Source organism: Paenibacillus eucommiae (assembly GCF_017874215.1).
Classification (GTDB): Bacteria; Bacillota; Bacilli; order Paenibacillales; family NBRC-103111; genus Paenibacillus_AI; species Paenibacillus_AI eucommiae.
In genome coordinates this window covers 307,406-327,461 of record NZ_JAGGLB010000001.1, presented here as the reverse complement: position 1 = coordinate 327,461, position 20,056 = coordinate 307,406, and the positions used below count along the sequence as shown (strand labels likewise).

General features: G+C 46.9%; 12 protein-coding genes. All 12 read left to right on the top strand.

All coding sequences use genetic code 11. From position 1 onward, the window contains the following. The first annotated feature begins 34 nt into the window (after window positions 1–34). The 12 genes from J2Z66_RS01055 to J2Z66_RS01000 all read left to right on the top strand — a co-directional run bounded on the left by J2Z66_RS01055 (window position 35) and on the right by J2Z66_RS01000 (window position 19,813). Complete coding sequence (locus J2Z66_RS01055) at window positions 35–7,561, top strand: S-layer homology domain-containing protein (RefSeq protein ID WP_209968773.1); 7,527 nt, start codon at window positions 35–37, stop codon at window positions 7,559–7,561. Window positions 7,562–8,179: 618 nt separating this feature from the next. Continuing rightward, complete coding sequence (locus J2Z66_RS01050; RefSeq protein ID WP_209968770.1) at window positions 8,180–9,280, top strand: DUF4432 family protein; 1,101 nt, start codon at window positions 8,180–8,182, stop codon at window positions 9,278–9,280. A 110-nt stretch (window positions 9,281–9,390) separates the two neighbouring features. Then, window positions 9,391–9,744 (top strand): hypothetical protein, encoded by a 354-nt coding sequence (locus J2Z66_RS01045; RefSeq protein WP_209968767.1) that lies wholly within the window; start codon window positions 9,391–9,393, stop codon window positions 9,742–9,744. Window positions 9,745–9,843: 99 nt separating this feature from the next. Further along, a complete protein-coding gene (locus tag J2Z66_RS01040) occupies window positions 9,844–10,653 on the top strand; it encodes an AraC family transcriptional regulator (RefSeq protein WP_209968764.1) in 810 nt (269 codons plus the stop codon). Between the two features lie 122 nt (window positions 10,654–10,775). Further along, window positions 10,776–12,002 (top strand): Gfo/Idh/MocA family protein, encoded by a 1,227-nt coding sequence (locus J2Z66_RS01035; protein ID WP_209968759.1) that lies wholly within the window; start codon window positions 10,776–10,778, stop codon window positions 12,000–12,002. Then, entirely contained in the window at window positions 11,999–12,865 is an 867-nt protein-coding gene (locus J2Z66_RS01030; protein WP_209968756.1) for a sugar phosphate isomerase/epimerase family protein, read from the top strand. Before J2Z66_RS01035 ends, J2Z66_RS01030 begins: the two co-directional genes overlap by 4 nt. An 11-nt stretch (window positions 12,866–12,876) precedes the next feature. Then, entirely contained in the window at window positions 12,877–13,629 is a 753-nt protein-coding gene (locus tag J2Z66_RS01025; RefSeq protein ID WP_209968753.1) for an SDR family NAD(P)-dependent oxidoreductase, read from the top strand. A 79-nt stretch (window positions 13,630–13,708) separates the two neighbouring features. After that, window positions 13,709–14,413, top strand: coding sequence for a PIG-L deacetylase family protein (locus tag J2Z66_RS01020; RefSeq protein WP_209968751.1), 705 nt, complete (start codon window positions 13,709–13,711; stop codon window positions 14,411–14,413). Between the two features lie 58 nt (window positions 14,414–14,471). Next, a complete protein-coding gene (locus J2Z66_RS01015) occupies window positions 14,472–15,485 on the top strand; it encodes a Gfo/Idh/MocA family protein (protein WP_209968748.1) in 1,014 nt (337 codons plus the stop codon). 286 nt (window positions 15,486–15,771) lie between these two features. Next, entirely contained in the window at window positions 15,772–18,108 is a 2,337-nt protein-coding gene (locus J2Z66_RS01010; protein WP_209968745.1) for a helix-turn-helix domain-containing protein, read from the top strand. 215 nt (window positions 18,109–18,323) lie between these two features. After that, a complete protein-coding gene (locus J2Z66_RS01005; RefSeq protein ID WP_209968742.1) occupies window positions 18,324–18,593 on the top strand; it encodes a hypothetical protein in 270 nt (89 codons plus the stop codon). Window positions 18,594–19,078: 485 nt separating this feature from the next. Next, on the top strand, window positions 19,079–19,813 hold the full coding sequence (locus tag J2Z66_RS01000; RefSeq protein ID WP_209968738.1) for a helix-turn-helix transcriptional regulator: 735 nt from the start codon (window positions 19,079–19,081) through the stop codon (window positions 19,811–19,813). Window positions 19,814–20,056: the final 243 nt, after the last annotated feature.

Below are 20,056 nucleotides of genomic sequence, written 5' to 3'. Positions count from 1 at the left end.
AAGGTAGTACATTTGAAAATCAGGAGGTAATGTCTTGAACAATCAGAGAATGAGAGTACGATGTACCAAGATCGTTTTATTTTTTCTTATTTTTGGTGTGTTTTTTGGCAATTATTCCGGGGTATCTTATGCGGAGGAAACAGAAGATGCCCCCCTTCTGTTTGATTTCTCGAAGATTGGGGTGGATGGCGCTGCCGGAACGCCCGCCGGCTGGGAGCTGGATGGCTTAACCACGGACTATCCCACGGTGACCGTATATGCAGCAGGCGGGCTCACCATCCATTCGGCTGCAGTGAATCAGGATAGCAGAAGCTTTAAGTTTAACGTTCCGGAAGCGGGCTTGTACCGAGTCAAGTTTCAAGGTCTTTTGTATATTGGAAATGGAATTGGGGAGCTAGCGGTAGATAATACGGTACTAGGTTCCTATGATTTCTATTCCGAGATCACACAGGCTGAACCCGAGCCGGCGGCGATGGGGAATCTTTATTTAGCTGCGGGGACACATACCCTGACAATAAAACTGATAGGCAAGAATGAGGATTCCACCTATTATTATATGATGCCTGTTCAAATGATCCTGGAAAATTTGGCGTCTGAGGTTAATTCCGTATCTTTAACGGCGGATTCCTCGACGCTGAAGGTCGCTGATTCACTTCAATTGCAACTGGCAGGCGTGCTAAGTGATAGCAGTACCGTAAATTTAAATGGTGCTGATATTGCTTATACGAGCTCTGACGACACTGTACTTGAAGTGGATGCAGCAGGCAAGGTGACCGCGCATTCGCGAGGTTCAGCCATCATTACAGCGGCCGTAACCTTAAACGGAGTTCAACACGAAGCGACGATCCCGTTGCGGGTTTTGAGCGGTGTGCCGCTTGTGTTTGATTTTTCAAAGCTTGGACTGGATGGAGCAGAGGGAACGCCCGCAGGCTGGAAGCTGCAAGGCTCGCTTCAGGATTATCCAACGGTCCGAATGTGGGAACAATACGGGATTACAATTCACTCAGCGGCAGTGAACCAGGACAGCAGGCTCTTTTATTTTCAAGTACCAGAAGCAGGCACCTATCAGATTAAGCTGAATGGAGCTTTAAGCAGTGGCAATGGAATCGGGGAAGTGAAAATAGATACCAGTGTGCTGGGGACCTATGATTTTTATTCGGCCGTCAGTCAGCTGGAACCGGAGCCCATAACGATGGGGAAGCTAAATCTAGCCGCCGGTACCCATACTTTGACCTTAACATTGGTAGGGAAAAATGAGGATTCTGGCTGGTACTATATGGCGCCTAATACGATGTTTCTGGAGGAGCTTGAACCCGAATTTACTTCTATATCGGTGTCCGCACCTGCTGCTGAGTTGATGGTTGATGATACGCTCCAACTGCAGCTTGCCGGTCAGCTCAGTGATGGCAGCGCGGCAAATTTGAGCGGGGCTGCGCTGGAATACGAGAGCTCTGACGAAGACGTGCTGACGGTCGATGCATTCGGTGTTGTGAAAGCGCATTCTCCAGGATGGGCGACGATTACGGCAGCAGCTACTTTAGGCGGTGTCCGGAAAGAAGCTTCACTGCGGCTGCTCGCGATGAGCGGGCTGCCTGATAGCGTGCAGCTTTCCCTCACGCAAACGGAACTGTTTCCCGGTCAAAAGTCGTTTGCCAAGCTGATTGGCTACACAGCAGAAGAAGCTCCTCTTGATTTGGCCGGACTGCCTGTTCAATTCAGCTGGTCTATCCCGGACCAGCAGGTAGCTTCAGTCAACAGCAAAGGAGTGATTACAGCAAAGAATGCCGGGACAGCTGTTCTTCGTGCCTGCATCACTTTGCTTGGAGAAACATTCGAGGCTGAAGTGGCCATTACGGTTTCGGATAAGCTAGCCGAACCACAGCCTATACCTGTGTTCACGGATTTATGGGGTGTGGCTGCACCTGCTACAGCTGCAGTTACGCTTGACGGCAGTCTGAATGAGACAGTCTGGCAGGCTGTGTATGGCTGGAGCGGTTTTGTTACAGCATACCGCAAGCAGGCAGCCAATCCGGATACTTCGGTGAAGCTAACTTATGACGAATCCCATCTGTATATCGGCGTTACCAGCCAAACCCTGGAGGACGACAACCTGCTCGCTTCCGACGGCATTGAACTGCTGCTTTCGCCAGGCGCTGATCCATCTGATACTTACAGTTTGTTAGTGATGCTTAAAGAAGATGCACATAAACAATTGGCAACGAATTACGATAGGTACGGTGGACCGCCAAAATCCATTGCAGGTGCGTCCGTCCAGACAGCTCAAGGTGAGAGTGCATGGACTGCCGAGGTGTCCATTCCTTGGCAATCGCTTGGCGTGCCAGGCATGCCGACAGGAAAAGAATGGGGACTGAACGTTATCCGTCATCGGATAGGGAACCCCTTATCCTCCTGGGCGCCAATCCGCCAATCTGAATACACTGACAACGAGAGCCCAAATCAATACGCGTTGTATGCTTCCGTAGCTGAACAGGGACGCATGGGGCGGGTGTACTTTGAGGATATTACAAGCTCTGCAGTCCCGGCTACTATGATGAATCCGTTAGTTCCATGGTACCCTGAGTCACTGTCGCTGACTTATAGCGGCTATACGGAGAAAAGCATTTCATTCTCAGCCTCAAATATCCCTTCAGGCGGCAATGAAATTGCGCTAAGCTTGCGTGCGCCTACCGGGGAGCATTATGCAATTACAGATGCTTCATGGACGGAGGATAATGGCCGCTATACCGGAACTTTTACCCATCCGGTGTTGGATAAGCCGGGCTTGTACCAGCTGGACATATTCGCTGAGGATGCTATGGAAGAGAAAACCCGCATGGCTATCGTCTGGTTCGACAGGGAGGATGTGATTGATGCGGGCGAGCAGAGCTCAGCCTGGCTGCCTGCTGCAGTACCACAGACTGAGGTACAGGCTGCGGAGCCGTCAGCAGAAGTCCAGCGCTTGCTTGCACTTATTCCTGATAAAGCAGGAAACTCGATCCTTGGATTGCCAACTAATCCGGATTTGCATCCTGTAGGACTGTATGATTGGGATCCTGCCCACCCGGACCAAATCGTCAGCAAGCAAGGGGGAATCGTGTTTCCCAATGCTTCGTTCCCTGAGAACAAGGTCTTGCAGGTTAAGAATGCCAAGGGCGAAATTATGGAATATCCGTACTACGAGGACAGTGAGGGAAAAAAATATTTTTTCTCCGCTTTTATCGATTTCAAGAAAAGAGAATATGTTCTGAAGCAGGCTCCGCTAATAGCGGCCCAAGACCCGCTTGGCGCAGCGCGTATATTAAATCAATTTACAGACATGTATGAAAAGTATGTGCCTATTTATGATCTGACGTGGAATTTTTATCCGTCCTCTCCCCAGTCAGGACCTCCGTATCCTCATTATGGTGGTGTGTGGAGCAGTTGGTTTTTCATGGATTTGGATGCGCTGAAAAGCTTGGCTAAAGCCTACGATATCGTGAAAAAGACGGATGCCTTTGATCTTTTGTCCCTCGAGCTCGGGGTAGATGTGCAGGAGAAAATCAAGGAACGGATGTTTAAGCCGTCCGTCGATTATATCCACTCCTTCACTATTTGGAATTCTAATATGGATTACATGATTTGGTCCGGGCTTATAGCTATCGGGAACGCAATCGATTATCCGGATTATGTGCATGAAGCGATCGAAAGAATCGAGGATTATGCTTCCAATCATTTTATGTTCGACGGCTTCTGGAAAGAGGTCACGGTTTCCTACCATATGCAGAGCTATGCAGGTCTGCGGGACAGTCTAAAAGCATTAGCGGGCTGGTCCGATCCTGATGGATATGTTTCGCAAAGAATAGGTGGGCGCTTGGATGCACTGGATTTGGCCACGGATTTCCCTTTTTTGCGCCAATCTGCAGACATCCAGAATCTGCTTGCTTATCCGGATGGGCAGCTGCTGCCAATCAACGACACATGGGCTTATGATATTTCAGATGCGCCGAATACGGCAGCAGGACCCACTTTGTTGTCGGCAGCCGGGGTGGCTCGCACGACGTTAGGAGCAGGAGCCGATCAATCCCAGCTCTATATGATGTTCGCCCCCAAATTCGGGCACAATCATTGGGATCCTCTGAATCTGACGCTTTATGCGCAGGGCCAGGAGCTGCTGCCTGATATCGGCTACACCCACACGAAATATGGGATGTGGACCCGGTCGACGATGGCGCACAACACTGTAGTGGTCGACAGCAAGGACATGCAGGCTGATAACCTCGGATTCCATGGCGCCGGTCAGTTGGAAGCTTTCGCTTCTGTGGATGAGGCTGTTCAAGTCATAAAGGCTAGCCAGGAGAATGGCTATCCGGGACTCAGCGAATATGACCGCGAGCCTTGGCATATCGCATTTCCGGGAAGCACGGAAGGTTATGTGCTCGATCTGTTTCGGGTAGAAGGCGGGAGCCGGCATGAATACACGCTGCATGGCGATGCCAACCACGATGCGGCATTCACGACTGCACTGCCGATGCAGCCCTACGGACCGTATCTCCTGCCAGCAGGCACGAATGTGAACCCGCCAGTGGATCAGAATGATACAGGTAGTGCGGACGGAGAGTATTACGGGTATATCTACGTCAATGATGTTAAGCGGACAGAGGTGCAGAACGGGCAATACCAACTGAACCTCTCGACTAAAGAGGATGGAGTGGAAGGTGCCGCTAAAGCGGGCTTGAACATTATCGGCTTAACGGATGCCGGCAGCAATGAGCTGTTCCTCGGTAAATCACCCTCCTTACGCATGACTAGAACGGACTATATCGATTCTAATGATGTAGCGGATCAGTACAGCATGCCGACAATGGTGCTGCGCCGTGAGGGGGTTGATCTGAAGAGCACCTTTATTACAGCACTGGAGCCTTATGCGGCGGGTGCTTCCTGGCAAATTGAACAGGTAGAAAGGCTGACACCGGACCAGTCTCAGGACGGCGATGTGGCAGTGGCCATTACTTACGGAACAACAACAGACATTATTCTCAGCTCCCCACAGCATGACCAGACGCCATTAATCGTCAATCAGATCAAGCTGGATGGCAAAATGGGTTTTGTCCGGATCGAGGCTGGTGTCGTTACGAAAATGGTTCTCCTGGATGGAACGAGTCTTACTTACGGGGATCAGGAGGTCAGCGGTCCAGGTGCTTCTATAGGCGTGATCGACGATGTGTATCGCAAAGCCGGCGGCAAGGCTTATGACGCTTTTGTCACTTCTGCGACTGTTCCTGTAGGGGCTGCAGGTCAGTATATAATCGTGAAACATCCAGATGGAACAACGGACGGGTACAAAATAAAGGATGTAATCGCCGAAAACGGGAAGTCCATCATTCGCCTTGAAAGTGAGCCGGGGTTTGCGATTTATCCGGACGGTTCCTCGGAGCTAAAGTTTTTCCCGGGTACCCGGTGGAAAGGAGAGCATTCATTCCGTATCGCCAATGTGGAGACCCAAATTCACCCGTATGTTCCTTATGTCAATGCCGTTAACATTCTTACAGGGCTGAGCCAATCAAACCCCTTGATGCTTGTGGAGGGCGAGTCCTTGCAGATTCAAGCAGCCGCGCACTACAGCAATATGACGGTGGCCGATGTGACCTATGAGGAAGCGGTTTGGCACAGCAGTGATACGAATATTGCTATTGTGGAGGATGGCCTTATTACAGCTGTCCAGCCGGGGCAAGCCGATATAACGGCTTCCTTTGGCGGCCAATCTGCCGTCTTAAAACTTATGGTGCTGGAGCAAAGCACTCTGACCTTTGTAGGTATGCAATCTCCAATGGTGGTTGGCGGTCAGCAGCAAGCATCGTTGTATGCGGCAGAAGAGCCCGGCGCAGCCAATGTTGCTGAATGGGCAGTCTACACCAGCAGCGATCCAGGTGTGGCTTCGGTAACGAGCGGCGGGCTTATAGCTGCTGCGAGTGCCGGTCAAACTGTAATTACAGCCACATATGGATCTTATCAGCCTGCTGTGTTTAACTTGACAGTCCGGGAGAAGGGGAGCAACGCGAGATTAAGCGATTTGCTGATCAACGGTGAAACTGTGGCCGGATTCGCTCCTGGGCAGGAGGAGTATACCTTGTATGTGCCAAACGGCACGCCGACAGCGCCTACTGCGACAGTCATAACTGAGGATGCACATGCTCTTTATCATGTCGATCCAGCGCCTTCTCTTCCCGGGACGACGAAAATTACAGTGACGGCAGAGGATGGTGTTACGTCGAAAATCTATAAGGTACATTTCGGTTACGAATCTTCGCAAGGTGGCAATAACGGAAATGGAAATGGAAATGGAAATGGAAATGGAAACGGAAATGGGAACGGTTCGGGGACCGGGGGTGGGTCCGAAGAACAGCAGCAGTCTGCCAAGGATAAGCTGCCAGCCGTCCAGACCATGCAAAGCATGAAGCCAGATATGGAGGGTACGGTCACCTGGTCTATGGAAAAAGCCCAGACGGAGCTGCTTCTTTCACGGAACGATCTTACCGATGCGAAGCGGTTGAAAGTGATTCAGGGAGCGGCTGTATTGCAAATTCCGCAAGCTGTAATCAAGGATATGCTGCGGCAATTGGATGAGTCCACAACTGCGGGAACACATGCAGATGACGCTGCCGGGATAGCCCTTACTTTTGCAGCAAGCTGGAAGGATGCGGATCAAAAGGCTTTCGCAACAGCAAGCGCTAAGGCCAAGGCCCTGTTGACAAGGGCGAGTTCAATTTACGATGTTCAAATAGCAGGCATGCCCGCAGGCAGCAAATTTGCGGCATCGCTTCAAATCCGTATAGAGGCTGATCCGCAGGCCGATCAGCAGTTGCTTGGTGTGTATCTTCTCAATGATGAAGGGGAACTCATATATATTGGCGGTAAGCTGAGCGGGGGGTGGATCGAGGCCTTGCTGCCAAGCCAAGGGAAAGTGGTGGTGCTGTCGTTTGATAGGACATTTACCGATGTTCCTGCAGTCCATTGGGCTTACAGGATGCTTAAGGAAATGGCGGCAAAGCACCTGATTGAAGGAATGAGTGACTCCGGGTACGCTCCTTCCCGTGGTGTTACAAGAACCGAGTTTACGACACTACTTGTGCGAGGGCTTGGTCTTGAGCCACAAGTACTTAAAGGACCCATACTTGAAGCACAAGTACTTGAAGCTCAGCAAGGCAACCGTTTTGCAGATGTTAAGCCTTCCGACTGGCACGCGGGCTATATCAACGCCGCCATAGAAGCCGGACTTGTCAGTGGCTTAGATGAAAACACATTTGGGCCGGATCGCACCCTTACACGTGAGGAAATGGCGGTTATGCTTGTTCGGGCCTACACTTTAAAGCAAGGCGAGCCCTCAACTTCGAATGGATCGGTGAGGTTTAGCGACCAGGACCAGGCAAGTGAATGGGCGCAAGCCTCAATGCAAACAGCTCTTGAACTAGGGTTGATCACAGGCAGAGGCAATCAGCTCTTTATGCCAAAAGGTGCAATGAACCGGGCGGAAAGCGCTCAGGCGATCTATAATTTAACGAAGCTGTTGACAGGTAGGAGTTAGGAGTCACCCTTAATATGCAAAGGATGCCAGCAGATGCTTGGCATCCTTTGTTTAAGGTTTAAGGTTTCATGTACGATAGGACGATACATTGAGTTTTGAAATTTTCTGAGCTATCTGCAAATGAAAGAAATAAAGACATCATCCTGCAACACTATTAATGGACCGGCGGGGACCTATCTTTCTAATATTGTAGATAAATCAGAAAAAATATTTGACGATACAGGGTACCTCCTTAACACTGCTGCTAAGTAACTTTTGCTTCCCTAACTACCCGGCAAACCTAATATACTTCCTTCGTCGCCAATTATTTACATATCGCATGTCTGATTCCAGAAGCCCCGCCTGTGAAAATGCCTGCCTTCTGTGCCTTCATAGCAAACCTCCCCTTCAGATCAGGTTGTATGTCCGTCATCCTTGCTCCCGTAGTGATAATTTAATGAAATCGAAAGAAGGACATCGGCCTTTATCAGAGAATGTTATAGGATATAGAGTTTAAGCTCGACCTGCATACCCAAATGAATGCTATATCGAATATAAGATTGGGTCTGACGAGGTCAGGCATAAATGCTGAAATCATCACATTTCAACACTTTTACATTTACGCACAGGAGGAACAAAATGGGGATTTATACAACTATTCATTTGGAGCCCACCACTTTTGGCAGGGATGAAGCCCTATTTGTGGAGCATGCATCACTTCAGGCATCGATTTTTCGCTATCGGTCGGGCGTTTGTGGAGTTAGACTGAAGAATGCTTCGGGGCAATTGGTCGTTCTGCCCTATCAGGGGCAGCAGATTTGGTCCATGGAATTCGCGGGTCAATCATTGACGATGAAATCTATGTTTGAGGAGCCTGTGCCTACACAGGACTATTTATCCACATATGGGGCATTTTTAATCCATTGTGGCATGCTGGGCATGGGAAATCCTGGACCTGGGGATACGCATCCTTTGCATGGGGAATTGCCAAACGCCCATTATCAGCAGGCATTTATACGGGCTGGCTCTGATGAGAAGGGCGCTTATCTGGAGGTTGGCGGCAGCTACAGACATGCTATGGCCTTCACTTACGATTATAAAGCAGAGCCATGGGTCCGCTTGTACGAGCATGCGACGACTGTTCAGATTAGTTTGCAGATAACCAATCTCAAATCAACTCCAATGGAGTATATGTATTTGGCTCACGTAAATTTCAAACCTGTGGATTACGGAAGGCTCGTGTATAGTGCACCTTGCAGTTCGGAGCAGGTGGAGATTTTCCCCGGGCCGATATCCGATGACAAGAAGCTTGAGTATGCCGCATTTATTGAGAAGATATCACAGAACCCGGCATTGATGGACGTCCTTGACCCTGAACATACACTTGATCCTGAGCTGCTGCTATTTTTCAAATACATTGGTGATCGAGATGGCTGGGCGCACAGCATCCACATACAGCCTGATGGCTATGCTGGTTATGTCAAGCATCGTCCTGAGCAGCTGGATAAAGTAGTGCGCTGGATCGTCAGGACCGAGGAAGAGGATGCGCTGGGAATGGCTTTACCGGCCACGGCAACACCAGGCGGCTATACGAACGAGAAGAAAAAGGGGAATATCCGGCTTCTTCCAGCCAAGAAAAGTGTTAGCTTTGAATTGGAAGCTGGACTTCTGTTGCCTGAACAGGCAGTTGCAATGGAGAAGCATATAACGGAGCTGCTTGCTGAACATTTAGCTAAATAAGCTGGAAGTATTTTGAAAAAATATTGTTTTTCTAGAGGGAGCATCATTACTGTTAGTAGTAGTGGCGCTTCCTTTTTTTGTAATTTATTTCACAAGAGGGAGGCAATGCAATGAAAGATCGATACGATAATATTGAAGATGTTTATGAAGCTCCAAATAGTCCTATAAAACAAGGCAGTCGTATAAGAATAGAAGTAGTTTGCAGTGAACCCATTGATGAAATTAGTGGAGAAATAGTGAGAGATCTACTGCGTCTTTGGACATTTCCCTATAATCGAAAATACATCAAACCTTTTAAACTTGAGAAATACGACCTAAGTGAGTTTTCCTTTGAGGCAATTCTAAAAATCCTAAAGAAAGAAGAAGAAATAGATGAATTAAAGTTATTTTGTGAGGACTTGTTGAAGTTTTTTAATTATGATCACATTTATATAAGCAAATGGACTGTTGATGTTATTTCTTAGATTACCAAATCATCTTGTGATAAACTATTAAAATAAATAATTGTTGGATCGCAGAATCATTAATTCCTGGAGTCATAGGAAGCATTGAGGAGGAGAACCATGTTATTGCCTAATGCCAGCTTTGGAGATTATCTGGCTAATATTCAAACCTCCATATTTACTTTGTCTTTTCAACAGGTTGGTACGAACTGGGCTCATTTTAATCAGAAACACGAGTTTAATCTGCTATACTATATCATCTCCGGTGATTGCCAAATCCAGGCAGATGATGTGCATTTGCAGCCCTCTGCGGGCGATCTTGTGCTTTTGCCTGCCGGTACGACGATTACGACGAGTTCGGATAAACCACATTTTTCCAAATACTACTGTCATTTTGCATCTACGATCGGGGAGACGCCACTGTTTGATTTGCTCAAGCTCTCTACCCTGGTCCACGCGGAGGATCAAGCCGCGACCCATCAGCAATTTGAGCAGCTGATGCATCATTCGCGGAACAGAACCGTCACCTCCATGCTGCACAGTAAGGCGATATTGCACCAGCTTCTTTGCAGCTATATCGATCAGAGTCCCATCTGCCTTCTACAAAACACCGACCAGTTTGAACCGATTCATACGGTCATTCAATATATCGAGCATCATCTTGCCGAAAGGCTGACTGTGGAGAAGCTTGCTGGTCTTATCCATCTGCATCCGAACTATTTCATACAAGTATTCAAGTCCATGATCGGCTGTCCGCCGATGCAATATATTACAAAGCTTAGATATGAGAGCGCATGCCTGCTGCTTTCAACGACTGCCCTGGGCTGCAATGAGATTGCCGGGAAAATCGGAATTGTACCTGAGTATTTCACCAAGTTTTTCAGGCATCATTCCGGCTTATCTCCTACAGCCTATCGTAAAAAGAACTGATTTATTTCCGGGTTTCCCTTACGAAATTCCATTTCATCTTTTACCTGTTTTCATTATGATTATTGATATTAGTATGAATAATTTAAATAGGATGGCGTTACCGCCAATTGGAGGAAATGAAGATGGCTAATTACAATCCGCTGCGTTTAGCGGTAATCGGAGGGAACCGTGGGTTTGCCTATACGGGAACCATGGATTTATTGAAGGAACAGATTGAATTGGTGGCTGTTTGTGATTTGGATGAAAGCGTTTTTGGCAAATGGAAAGAAAGGTATCCTGAAATCCGTACTAGCACCAGTTATGAACAAATACTTGATGATTCGACAATTGATGCCGTATTCATTGCAACACCTATGCTAATTCACGCCAAGCAATCTGTGCAAGCCATGAAAGCAGGCAAGCATGTTCTTTGCGAGGTATCGTCTGCACATACGGTAGAGGACTGCTGGGAGCTGGTCGAAACCGTCGAGCAAACTGGACGCGTCTATATGATGGCGGAAAATTTCTGCTATACCCGGATGAATATGATGATTCGCAATATGTCCGAGAAGGGCATGTTTGGAGAAATCACACATGCAGAATGCGGCTATATTCATGACGTGCGCACAGCAACCAATAAGCCCGATGGGAACTTGCTATGGCGTGGTGAGATGCTGCGGGATTACAACGGCATTAATTACCCTACTCATTCGTTGGGGCCGATTGCCCAGTGGATTGGCATTAATCAGCTAGGAGGAGACTCATTCGATTATATAACTACGGTTGTATCAAAGCCGGCTTCCCAGTGTGATTACTTCGCGGAGTTGTTCGGCAAGGATCATCCGGGAGCTAAACCTGAATTCTGGAAACAGGGCGATTCCGCTTTAGCCTTGATCCGGACGAAGAAGGGGGCCGTTATTTACATGCGTAACGACTTCTCCTCTCCGCGTCCTTTCAACTACAAGCATCACGCACTACAAGGCACCAAAGGCTCACTTATTCCACCAAGACATGAAGGTGAAGAGCCACTGGTCTGGTTCAATAGCCGTTCTTCCGAAAAATCCTATCATGGTACGGTCACTTGGACCCCGGCATGGGACTATGTTGATGAATTCGAGCATCCTTGGTGGCAGCGTTCGCGCCAGCAAGCAGAACAGGCGGCCGCTTTCGGAGATTACTTCATTATGGAAGAGTTCGCTGCTGCGATCCGTGAAGGGCGTTCCCCGGAGATGGATGTGTATGACTCCGTGGCGATCAGCAGTGTATTCCCTCTCTCGGTTGCATCTGCAGCGGCCAATGGCCAGCCGGTCTCTTTCCCCGACTTCGCGCGCAATAAATTCAAAGCTGTAAAAGGCGGTGCAGGGAAATGAAGTGGGGCATAAGCTCGAACAGTCTTGGCCAGGCTCTGGCTGCGGGGCAAATGACACTGCTGGATATGGTGGAATGGACCAAGGAGGCAGGAGGCGAGCATATTGAAATCGTGCCCAGCGGTTATAAGCTGACCGATACACCTGGGCAGGTGCAGGCCTTAAGACGCAAGGCGGAAGAGGTTGGCATCGATATATCCAATTACACAGTAGCCGCCAACTTCGTCCAGCCGGATGAGGCAGCATGGGAACAGGAGATCCTGCGGGTCAAGGGTGAGGTGGACGTCGCAGCCGAGCTTGGTGTGAAGCTGATGCGCCATGATGTGGCATGGAGACCACCTGGTGAATGCTCGATTGTCCAATTTCAGGAAGATCTGCCAAAGCTGGCGGAGGCGTGCCGGCGAATAGCCGATTATGCGGCTCAGTTCGGAATTACAACGAGCGTAGAAAATCACGGCTATTACATGCAAGCGAGCGAGCGCATCGAAAGCCTGATTCACGCCGTTGAACGCTCTAACTTTAGAACTACAATGGATACCGGGAATTTTATTTGTGTGGATGAAAGTCCGGTGAAGGGTGTCCGCAATAATATTCAGCTCGCCTCTATGATCCATCTGAAGGATTTCTACATTCGCTCCCGGCACCGCAATCCGGGAGCGGGTTTCTTCTTCCAAACGTCAGGAGGCAACTATTTGCGCGGAGCGATTGTCGGTCAAGGGGACATCGATATACCGGAAATTCTCGGCATCATCAAAGCCTCAGGCTATGACGGATACATCTCCATCGAATTTGAAGGCATTGAGGACTGCCGCACCGGGGTGAAAGCCAGCCTGGATAACGTGAAGCAGATATGGAACGATTTATGAGGAGCGCAGCATTGGAAGGGAAAATCGCTTTGATTACGGGGGGATCGCTTGGCATAGGCCGGGCGATTGCCCAGCGGTTTGCCTGGGAAGGCGCCAAGGTGGCGATATCCGGACGCGGATCTGCGGCCTTGGAAGAAGCGGCGTCTTTCATCCGGGAGCAGGGCGGTGAGGTGCTGATCTTGGAGTCGGATGTGCAGGATCAGGTGCAGGTACATCGCATGGTTGATGATGTGTTGCATAAATGGGGAAGCATCGATGTACTTGTCCATAATGCTGGTATCAACAATCCAACTCCGTTTCTAGACATTTCAGAAGCAGAATGGGACCGCCATATTAACATCAACCTGAAGGGAGCTTTCCTTGTCTCGCAGCGAGTATGCCGGGAGATGGTCAAGCGAAAGCAGCAAGGCGCTGTCATCCTGATGTCAAGTGTTAACGGGCTGGCTGCGGAGGCGGACCTGGCGCACTATAACACGTCCAAGGGCGGGATGAATCTCTTGGCGATGTCGATGGCGCTTGAGCTGGCCCCGCTTGGCATTCGAGTAAATGCCCTCTGTCCAGGTTTTATCGAGACGAGGCTGACCAAGCCAGTAATCGATAATAAACAAGCGATCAACGATTATTTAAAAAGTATTCCTATGGGCAGGGTCGGACAGCCGGAAGAAATAGCCGATGCCGCCGTATTCCTGGCAAGTGAGCAGTCACGTTACATAACCGGCCATTGTCTGGTCGTCGATGGCGGGCAAATCATTAAGCTGTCGTAGTTGATATTAGTAAATGATTTGTAAATGTGCGGGTTTGCAAATGTAAAAACAGATATAACTCGAATGGGAGGGGTTTACTATGAACATATTGGCCATCGGGGCGCACCCGGATGATATCGAAATTTCCTGCGCCGGTACGCTGGCAAAGCTGGTTCAGGCAGGGCATAATGTGGTCATTTGCCACGTAAGTGACGGAGATAAAGGGCATTATGAGGTACCGGCAGAAGAATTAATCCGCATTCGGAAACAGGAGGCTCAGCAATCCGGGGCGATAATCGGCTGTAAAGTCATCTCGCTTGGGATGAGGGACGGCAAAATTCTCGCTGACAATGAAGAGAACCGGACACGTTTTATCGATTTAATCTGCTTGGTGCAGCCGGATATGGTGATTACGCATGCTCCGAACGATTATATGCCGGACCATGTTGCTGTGAACCGGCTTGTTTTTGACACCACGTTTCTTGCAACTCTGCCTGAAGCCTCCAAGCATCATCCTATTGCCAGCAAGGTGCCATCTTTATTTTATATGGATAACCTTTCGGGTATCGATTTTCAGCCAACCATGTATGTCGATATTACGGATACTTTTCCAACCAAAGCGGAAATGCTGAAGCAGCATGAGAGTCAGCTGGTGTGGCTGAAAGAGCATGATAATGTGGATGTACTGGATTTAATGGAAACGTTAAGCAAATTTCGGGGCGTTCAAGCCGGATGCAAGTATGCCGAAGGATTTATTCAGCATATGGCGTGGACCCGTCCGAATGCGGTGAGGTTTCCTGTATAACCCATTCATGGTATAGAAGGCTTGAATTCAAAAAAATCCGTAGAAGGAGAGATGAGAAATGACAGTAAAATTTGCGATTGTAGGAACAGGCTGGGTAGCGGGAGAGTATTTGAAAGCGATTCATGCACGAGAGGATGCAGAGGTCCATGCTATTGTCTCCAAAGATGCGAATCGTGTGCAGCCCAGGCTGGCTGGCTTAGGTATCGAAGCACGCATATATCCAACCTTTGATGAGATGATTAAAGATCCGCAGGTGGATGCCGTCGTGCTCTGCTCGACCCCGGATATCCGCCCTCAGCAAGCGGCGATTGCTGCCCAGCATGGCAAGCATCTGATTATCGAAAAACCGATGGCCATGGATCGGGAAGGTCTTGAGATCATGGCAAGCGCGATCAGTAAAAATCCGGTCAAAACCGTAGTCAGCTTCGTACTGCGCTGGAATCCGATGTTCGAAACGACCAAAGCGCTTATCAATGATGATGCTCTTGGAAGGGTTTACATGGCTCAGGTCGATTACTGGCATCACATCGGCCCTCATTATGTTCAATATAAATGGAGTAAAACGAAGGCACTCGGCGGCAGCAGCATTCTCTCCGCGGGCTGTCATGCGGTAGATGCGGTGCGCTACTTTGCCGGCGATATCACGGAAGTAACGGCGTACAGCTGCAGAACCTGGGCGGATTCGGATTATGAGTTTGACCCGAATGCAATCGCGATTTTCAAATTGAAAAATGGCGGGTTAGGGAAGGTTTCATCCTCTGTGGAATGTAAAACGCCATATAAATTTAATGTGAACCTGCTTGGTGAAAAAGGCGCGATTATGGACAATAAAGTGTATAGCCATAAGCTTCCGGGACAAACGGATTACACGGCGATCCCGACCATCTTGCCGGACAGCGGAGATGTGTCCCATCATCCCTTTGCCCAGGAGCTGGCCGATTTCATGCAGGCGGTTCAGAACAATTCGACAACCCGCTGTGACTTTTTCGATGCCTACAAATCGATGGAAGTAAGCTTTGCTATTGATGAATCCATTGCTTCAGGACAAAAAGTGAAGATTGGTTCCGAGTAACGATGTGAGCTATTAGAATAGAGAATACAATAATTCAAAGTAATCATACAAGGACAGATACAAGCTTGCACTTTTGCAGGTTTGTATCTGTCCATTTTGCTTTTGCAGCGACCTCAAGTCTATAGGTGTGACTGCAACTTCAGACGTAGGACTGTAAATGTATACTGTACATTTTGCAGCCTCCTGTAATGATTGCACGAAGCGGATGTTTCCTTTACATATTTCCAATTTTCAGAGTATAGTGGATACCATATTTCTCATATTTCTTTATTTATCGAGGTGGCTTATGAAGTTTTTCAAAGAATCTTTCTTTTATCGAAAAAAGTATTATCTTCGTATCGTGCTCTCCATTAGTTTGGTGACAGTTCTTCTAGTAGGCGCTTTAACCTTCGCTTTATATGTATACGGCAAAAAAACCATATCTCGAATAGAATCACAAAGCAATATACAAGTTTTAAATCAAGTGCGGTTTAATTTTGAATTAATGGACTCAACCGTGAAGAATGTTGCTAAATATTTGTTCGTTAACCCTGACACTACCGCATTACTGAATTCTACAGGCAATCTGGACTATGACGATAGTTATAACCGTTTGAATCGGGTGACAAGCTCCGTTATTGCTTCGAATTCGTTTATCCATTCCATTGGGTTTTATAATGAATATCAAAGCCAATATTATTATGCTGGCATACAAATGTATTACGATGATGCGGGATTCAAGCAAATGATTGCCGAATATCCGAAGATCCCGCGCATGAAACCGATTTTCCGCTTAATTGATCATACATTCGGAGATAAAAAGGTGAATGAGACGATCATCACTTACTTGCTCTACCAAGCATCTGGCGATCCTGCGAAGATTGACTCCGCTGTAGCCATTAACGTAAATGCTAATTGGATTAGAGATAACATCAATTTACTCAATATGGTTAATCATAAAATTGGTGAGAGCGTTTATATATATAGCGACACTAGCGGCTTTCTGGATAGCAGTGAGTCTGATGAGAGTTTGCGTAAGTCGTTGCTCGTCGCTTATGGCCGCGAAACTAAAAAGGATCAGGATGATTTAGGGTCCTTTGAGCAAAAGCTGAATAAGCAAGATTATGTTATCACCTACTTACATTTGAAGGATCAAGGGCTGACCATTTTTAAAATACGCCCTAGCGCTGTGGTCTACCAATCTCTTCATACCTTAGGTATCTTCTTATGGATCATTTTTATTATCTTTACTTTAGTGGCGTTATTCTTTTCAATCCTGATATCGGGCATTGTTTACAATCCAATCGAGAAATTGGTTCGGCAAGTAACGGGCATATCCAACAAAAGTCAGGGCAACGATGAAATTTTATTTCTCAGCAGTAACTATGATGAATCCATAAACACTCTGAAGAAATATGATGCTGAAAAACAGAACTATCATTCTGTGATGAAAAAGTATTTTATTAAAAACATGTTATCAGGGGAAGGGTTGTCTTCCAGAGAGCTTTTCGAAAAAACATGCCAAGCATATACAGTGAATTTTCTTTATGATGGAGCCTATTGCCTTTGCCTCGTTCAAATTGACGAATATGATCGCTTCCAGCAGAGCTATAACCAGAATGACCGGAATTTATTTAAATATGCTCTCTTAAATGTTTTTACCGAATCATATGCAGAGGTAGGTCAGGCTGAAGGTGCTGATATGTACGATGACAACATTGTGTTGATTCTTCCGTATGGCAGTCTTGAAACGGGCGGGCCAGGAACGTTGGAGGACGAGGTACACAAGGCACAGTATTTCATGCAGAAATATTACAAGCTATCCGTTACTGTTTCCATTAGTGATATTGTTCACGGTGTCAAGAATATCCCAGGAGCTTACAAGTCGCTGCTTAACGATGCATCCTATCGCTTTTTCTTCGGGCATGGCAGTTTCATTACACCCAAACTTTTGAAAACAAACAAAGAAAGCCGAAAGACTTCTTACTCTCAAAAGCTTGAAACTGCTTTGCTTGATCACATACATACAGGCAATATGTCTGGCATACAGCATTCATTAAGCTTGATCCAAGCCGAACTTAAGGATATAAGCTATGAGAATATGATGTTATCTTTCATGCATGTTCTAAACGCCATAAGGAGTACATTGATTCAAAATGGAAAGATGAACTATCAGGAAGTCGGATATGATATCTTAGAAATGTTACGATCGTTAGGAAGTTATGAAACGCTGGAAGAGTGCTTTGAAAAACTAATTTCCATTTTAAGTCCGATAGAGAATGGCAGTAAAAATGATGAACCTTCCAATCAAAGCATTGTGTTGGAAATCGCATATAACATGATTCAATTGACATATACGGAAAGCACGCTTAGTGCGGATCTTATCGCCACTAAATTAAATCTTCACCCTCGACGGCTTGCAAAAATCTTTAAGGATGGAACGGGGATGTCTATAGCCGATTACATCAATGAAGTCCGGATGAAGGAAGCGGCAGCTTTACTCGAAAATTCCAAAATGAATGTGTACGATATCATTTTCCGGGTGGGCTATGAGAATGAGTCCTATTTTTACAAAATGTTTAAAAGTCGCTATGGAGTAACACCTAAGGAATATGCTAACAAATTTCGAGATGATGGAGTTTGACCTGTAAAAAGTGTATCCTTTAACAGGGCTGGAGTCCACAGGAGTAACAGACGCGGGGAGAAATGGGGGCACGGTGTGACACCGGAGGGGGGCGGTACAGGGCGGTAAAGTGTGACGCAAGATGGGCCAGATTTGGAAGATGAGTCGGGCTTTAGGGAGGTTGAAAGAGCAATCCCGTAGCAGATGTAGCAAATGTAGCAGCCCGTCTCCCCCGAATGGAGCGTGTGCTTGACTTAACGATGTTTTTCATCGTTAAAGTAAGGATGTGGAAGGGAACTGATGTTTTAACGATGAAAAACATCGTTAAAGTAGCAGATTCTGCTCAGTTGCTCACATTGGCGCGGGGTGGCGGGCACTCTTCATCCCTAGAGCCTGCAACTGCCAGGAAATCCCCTCTAACCTATTGTCCGTTTGAGCTTGGTGTTCGTGCGATTCGTACGATTGTAGCTAAAGAGAGGGAAAGGCTGTGGGCGGAAGAGCGGTAGCGTCCGCCTTTAAAGATTTGTTCCTACCTCCTCATCTCTACCATTCAAGGGAACAAATCTTTAACAGCGGCTGGAGCCCACAGCCATTCCCTCCGTCATGCACCAACGCCATGAACACACACATCAAAGGACGCCACGAGGTGTCTTTCATAACTAAAATGCAGTTATTACAGGGAAATGCAAAAGTTGCAGTATAAATGTACAGTTCCGATTCTGAAGTTGCAGTTCCATCTTTTCGATATAACCAGCATAATAAAAATATCACTAGAAGGACAGCAGTGGCAAAGCTAAGCATGAGAAAAAAAGAAATCGGTTACTTAGTAAAAATTTTGCACAGCTATGAAATTGAGATGACGACGATTGACAATCTGGAGGAAGATAAAATGTGATGATTCACCAGGTTGCGGCGTTGGAGTACATGACGATGACTAGTGTTTATTTCTGTCATTGTATGATTATAGAAAACGTGGATGGAGTGGTCATTTATGATAGAACTGCTTCTGATTGTTGACGACAAAAATGACGTAAAAGCAAGCTCGGCTGATTTAGTAGACTGGGACTGGTCCGCGCATTCTTTGATAGCTAAACAGCAAAACCGTTTTGCCGTTTATGCAAACGCCGGAAACTTCGAATACTTAAGTCGCTTATTCTCGGAAATCATGGACATGATCGCGCGTTCGCGGATGAGCTTGAAATCCGTTCATAATATCACGATCGATTTATTTTCAGTCATTAGTCACTTGTTAAAAGAAATGGATACCGGTATATATACGGTTACCAACGGTCATTTTTCTTATGACACTATTCTGAATATGAAATCATTACAGGAAATTCATACTTGGGGACAAACGATAATTAGCGATCTAGTGAGTTTTTTTGAAAGCTACAGGCTGAATTCAGCTTCAATCGTTATCAAAAAAGCAAAAGAATATATTCTGGAGCAATATAGCGATGATATTTCGCTTGAACAAGTCGCGGAGCATATCTTTTTGAACCCGGTTTATTTCGGTCGGCTCTTCAAGAAACAAACAGGATGCACATTCACTGATTATTTAATACAAGTGCGCATGAAAAAAGCGATGGAACTTCTTCAAAAACCACAATACAAAGTTTACGAGATTGCTCCGCTCATCGGATACAAGAATACCAAGTATTTTATAAAAATATTTAAGCTGTTTGTTGGCTGCACGCCTACCCAATACAGAGAAAAATTGAGATGAGTGTGGTCATGTATTTGCTCTTGGAATTGACCGCGCTTACAAGTGAATGCCCATATAGATTTGGTATTGATAAGTAAGGAAGATGCAGGTACTGCTTCAGTGTAAAGGTACTGCTTCATTGTAAGGTACTGCTCCATAGTAAAGGTGGTGATACAAAGTATTTGGAGCTATGGCAGGTTGCAAGCAGTTCAGTTGGTTTTGGCTTTGAGCAAGGGGTTAGGCAGTAACTAATTTTAAAAGGAG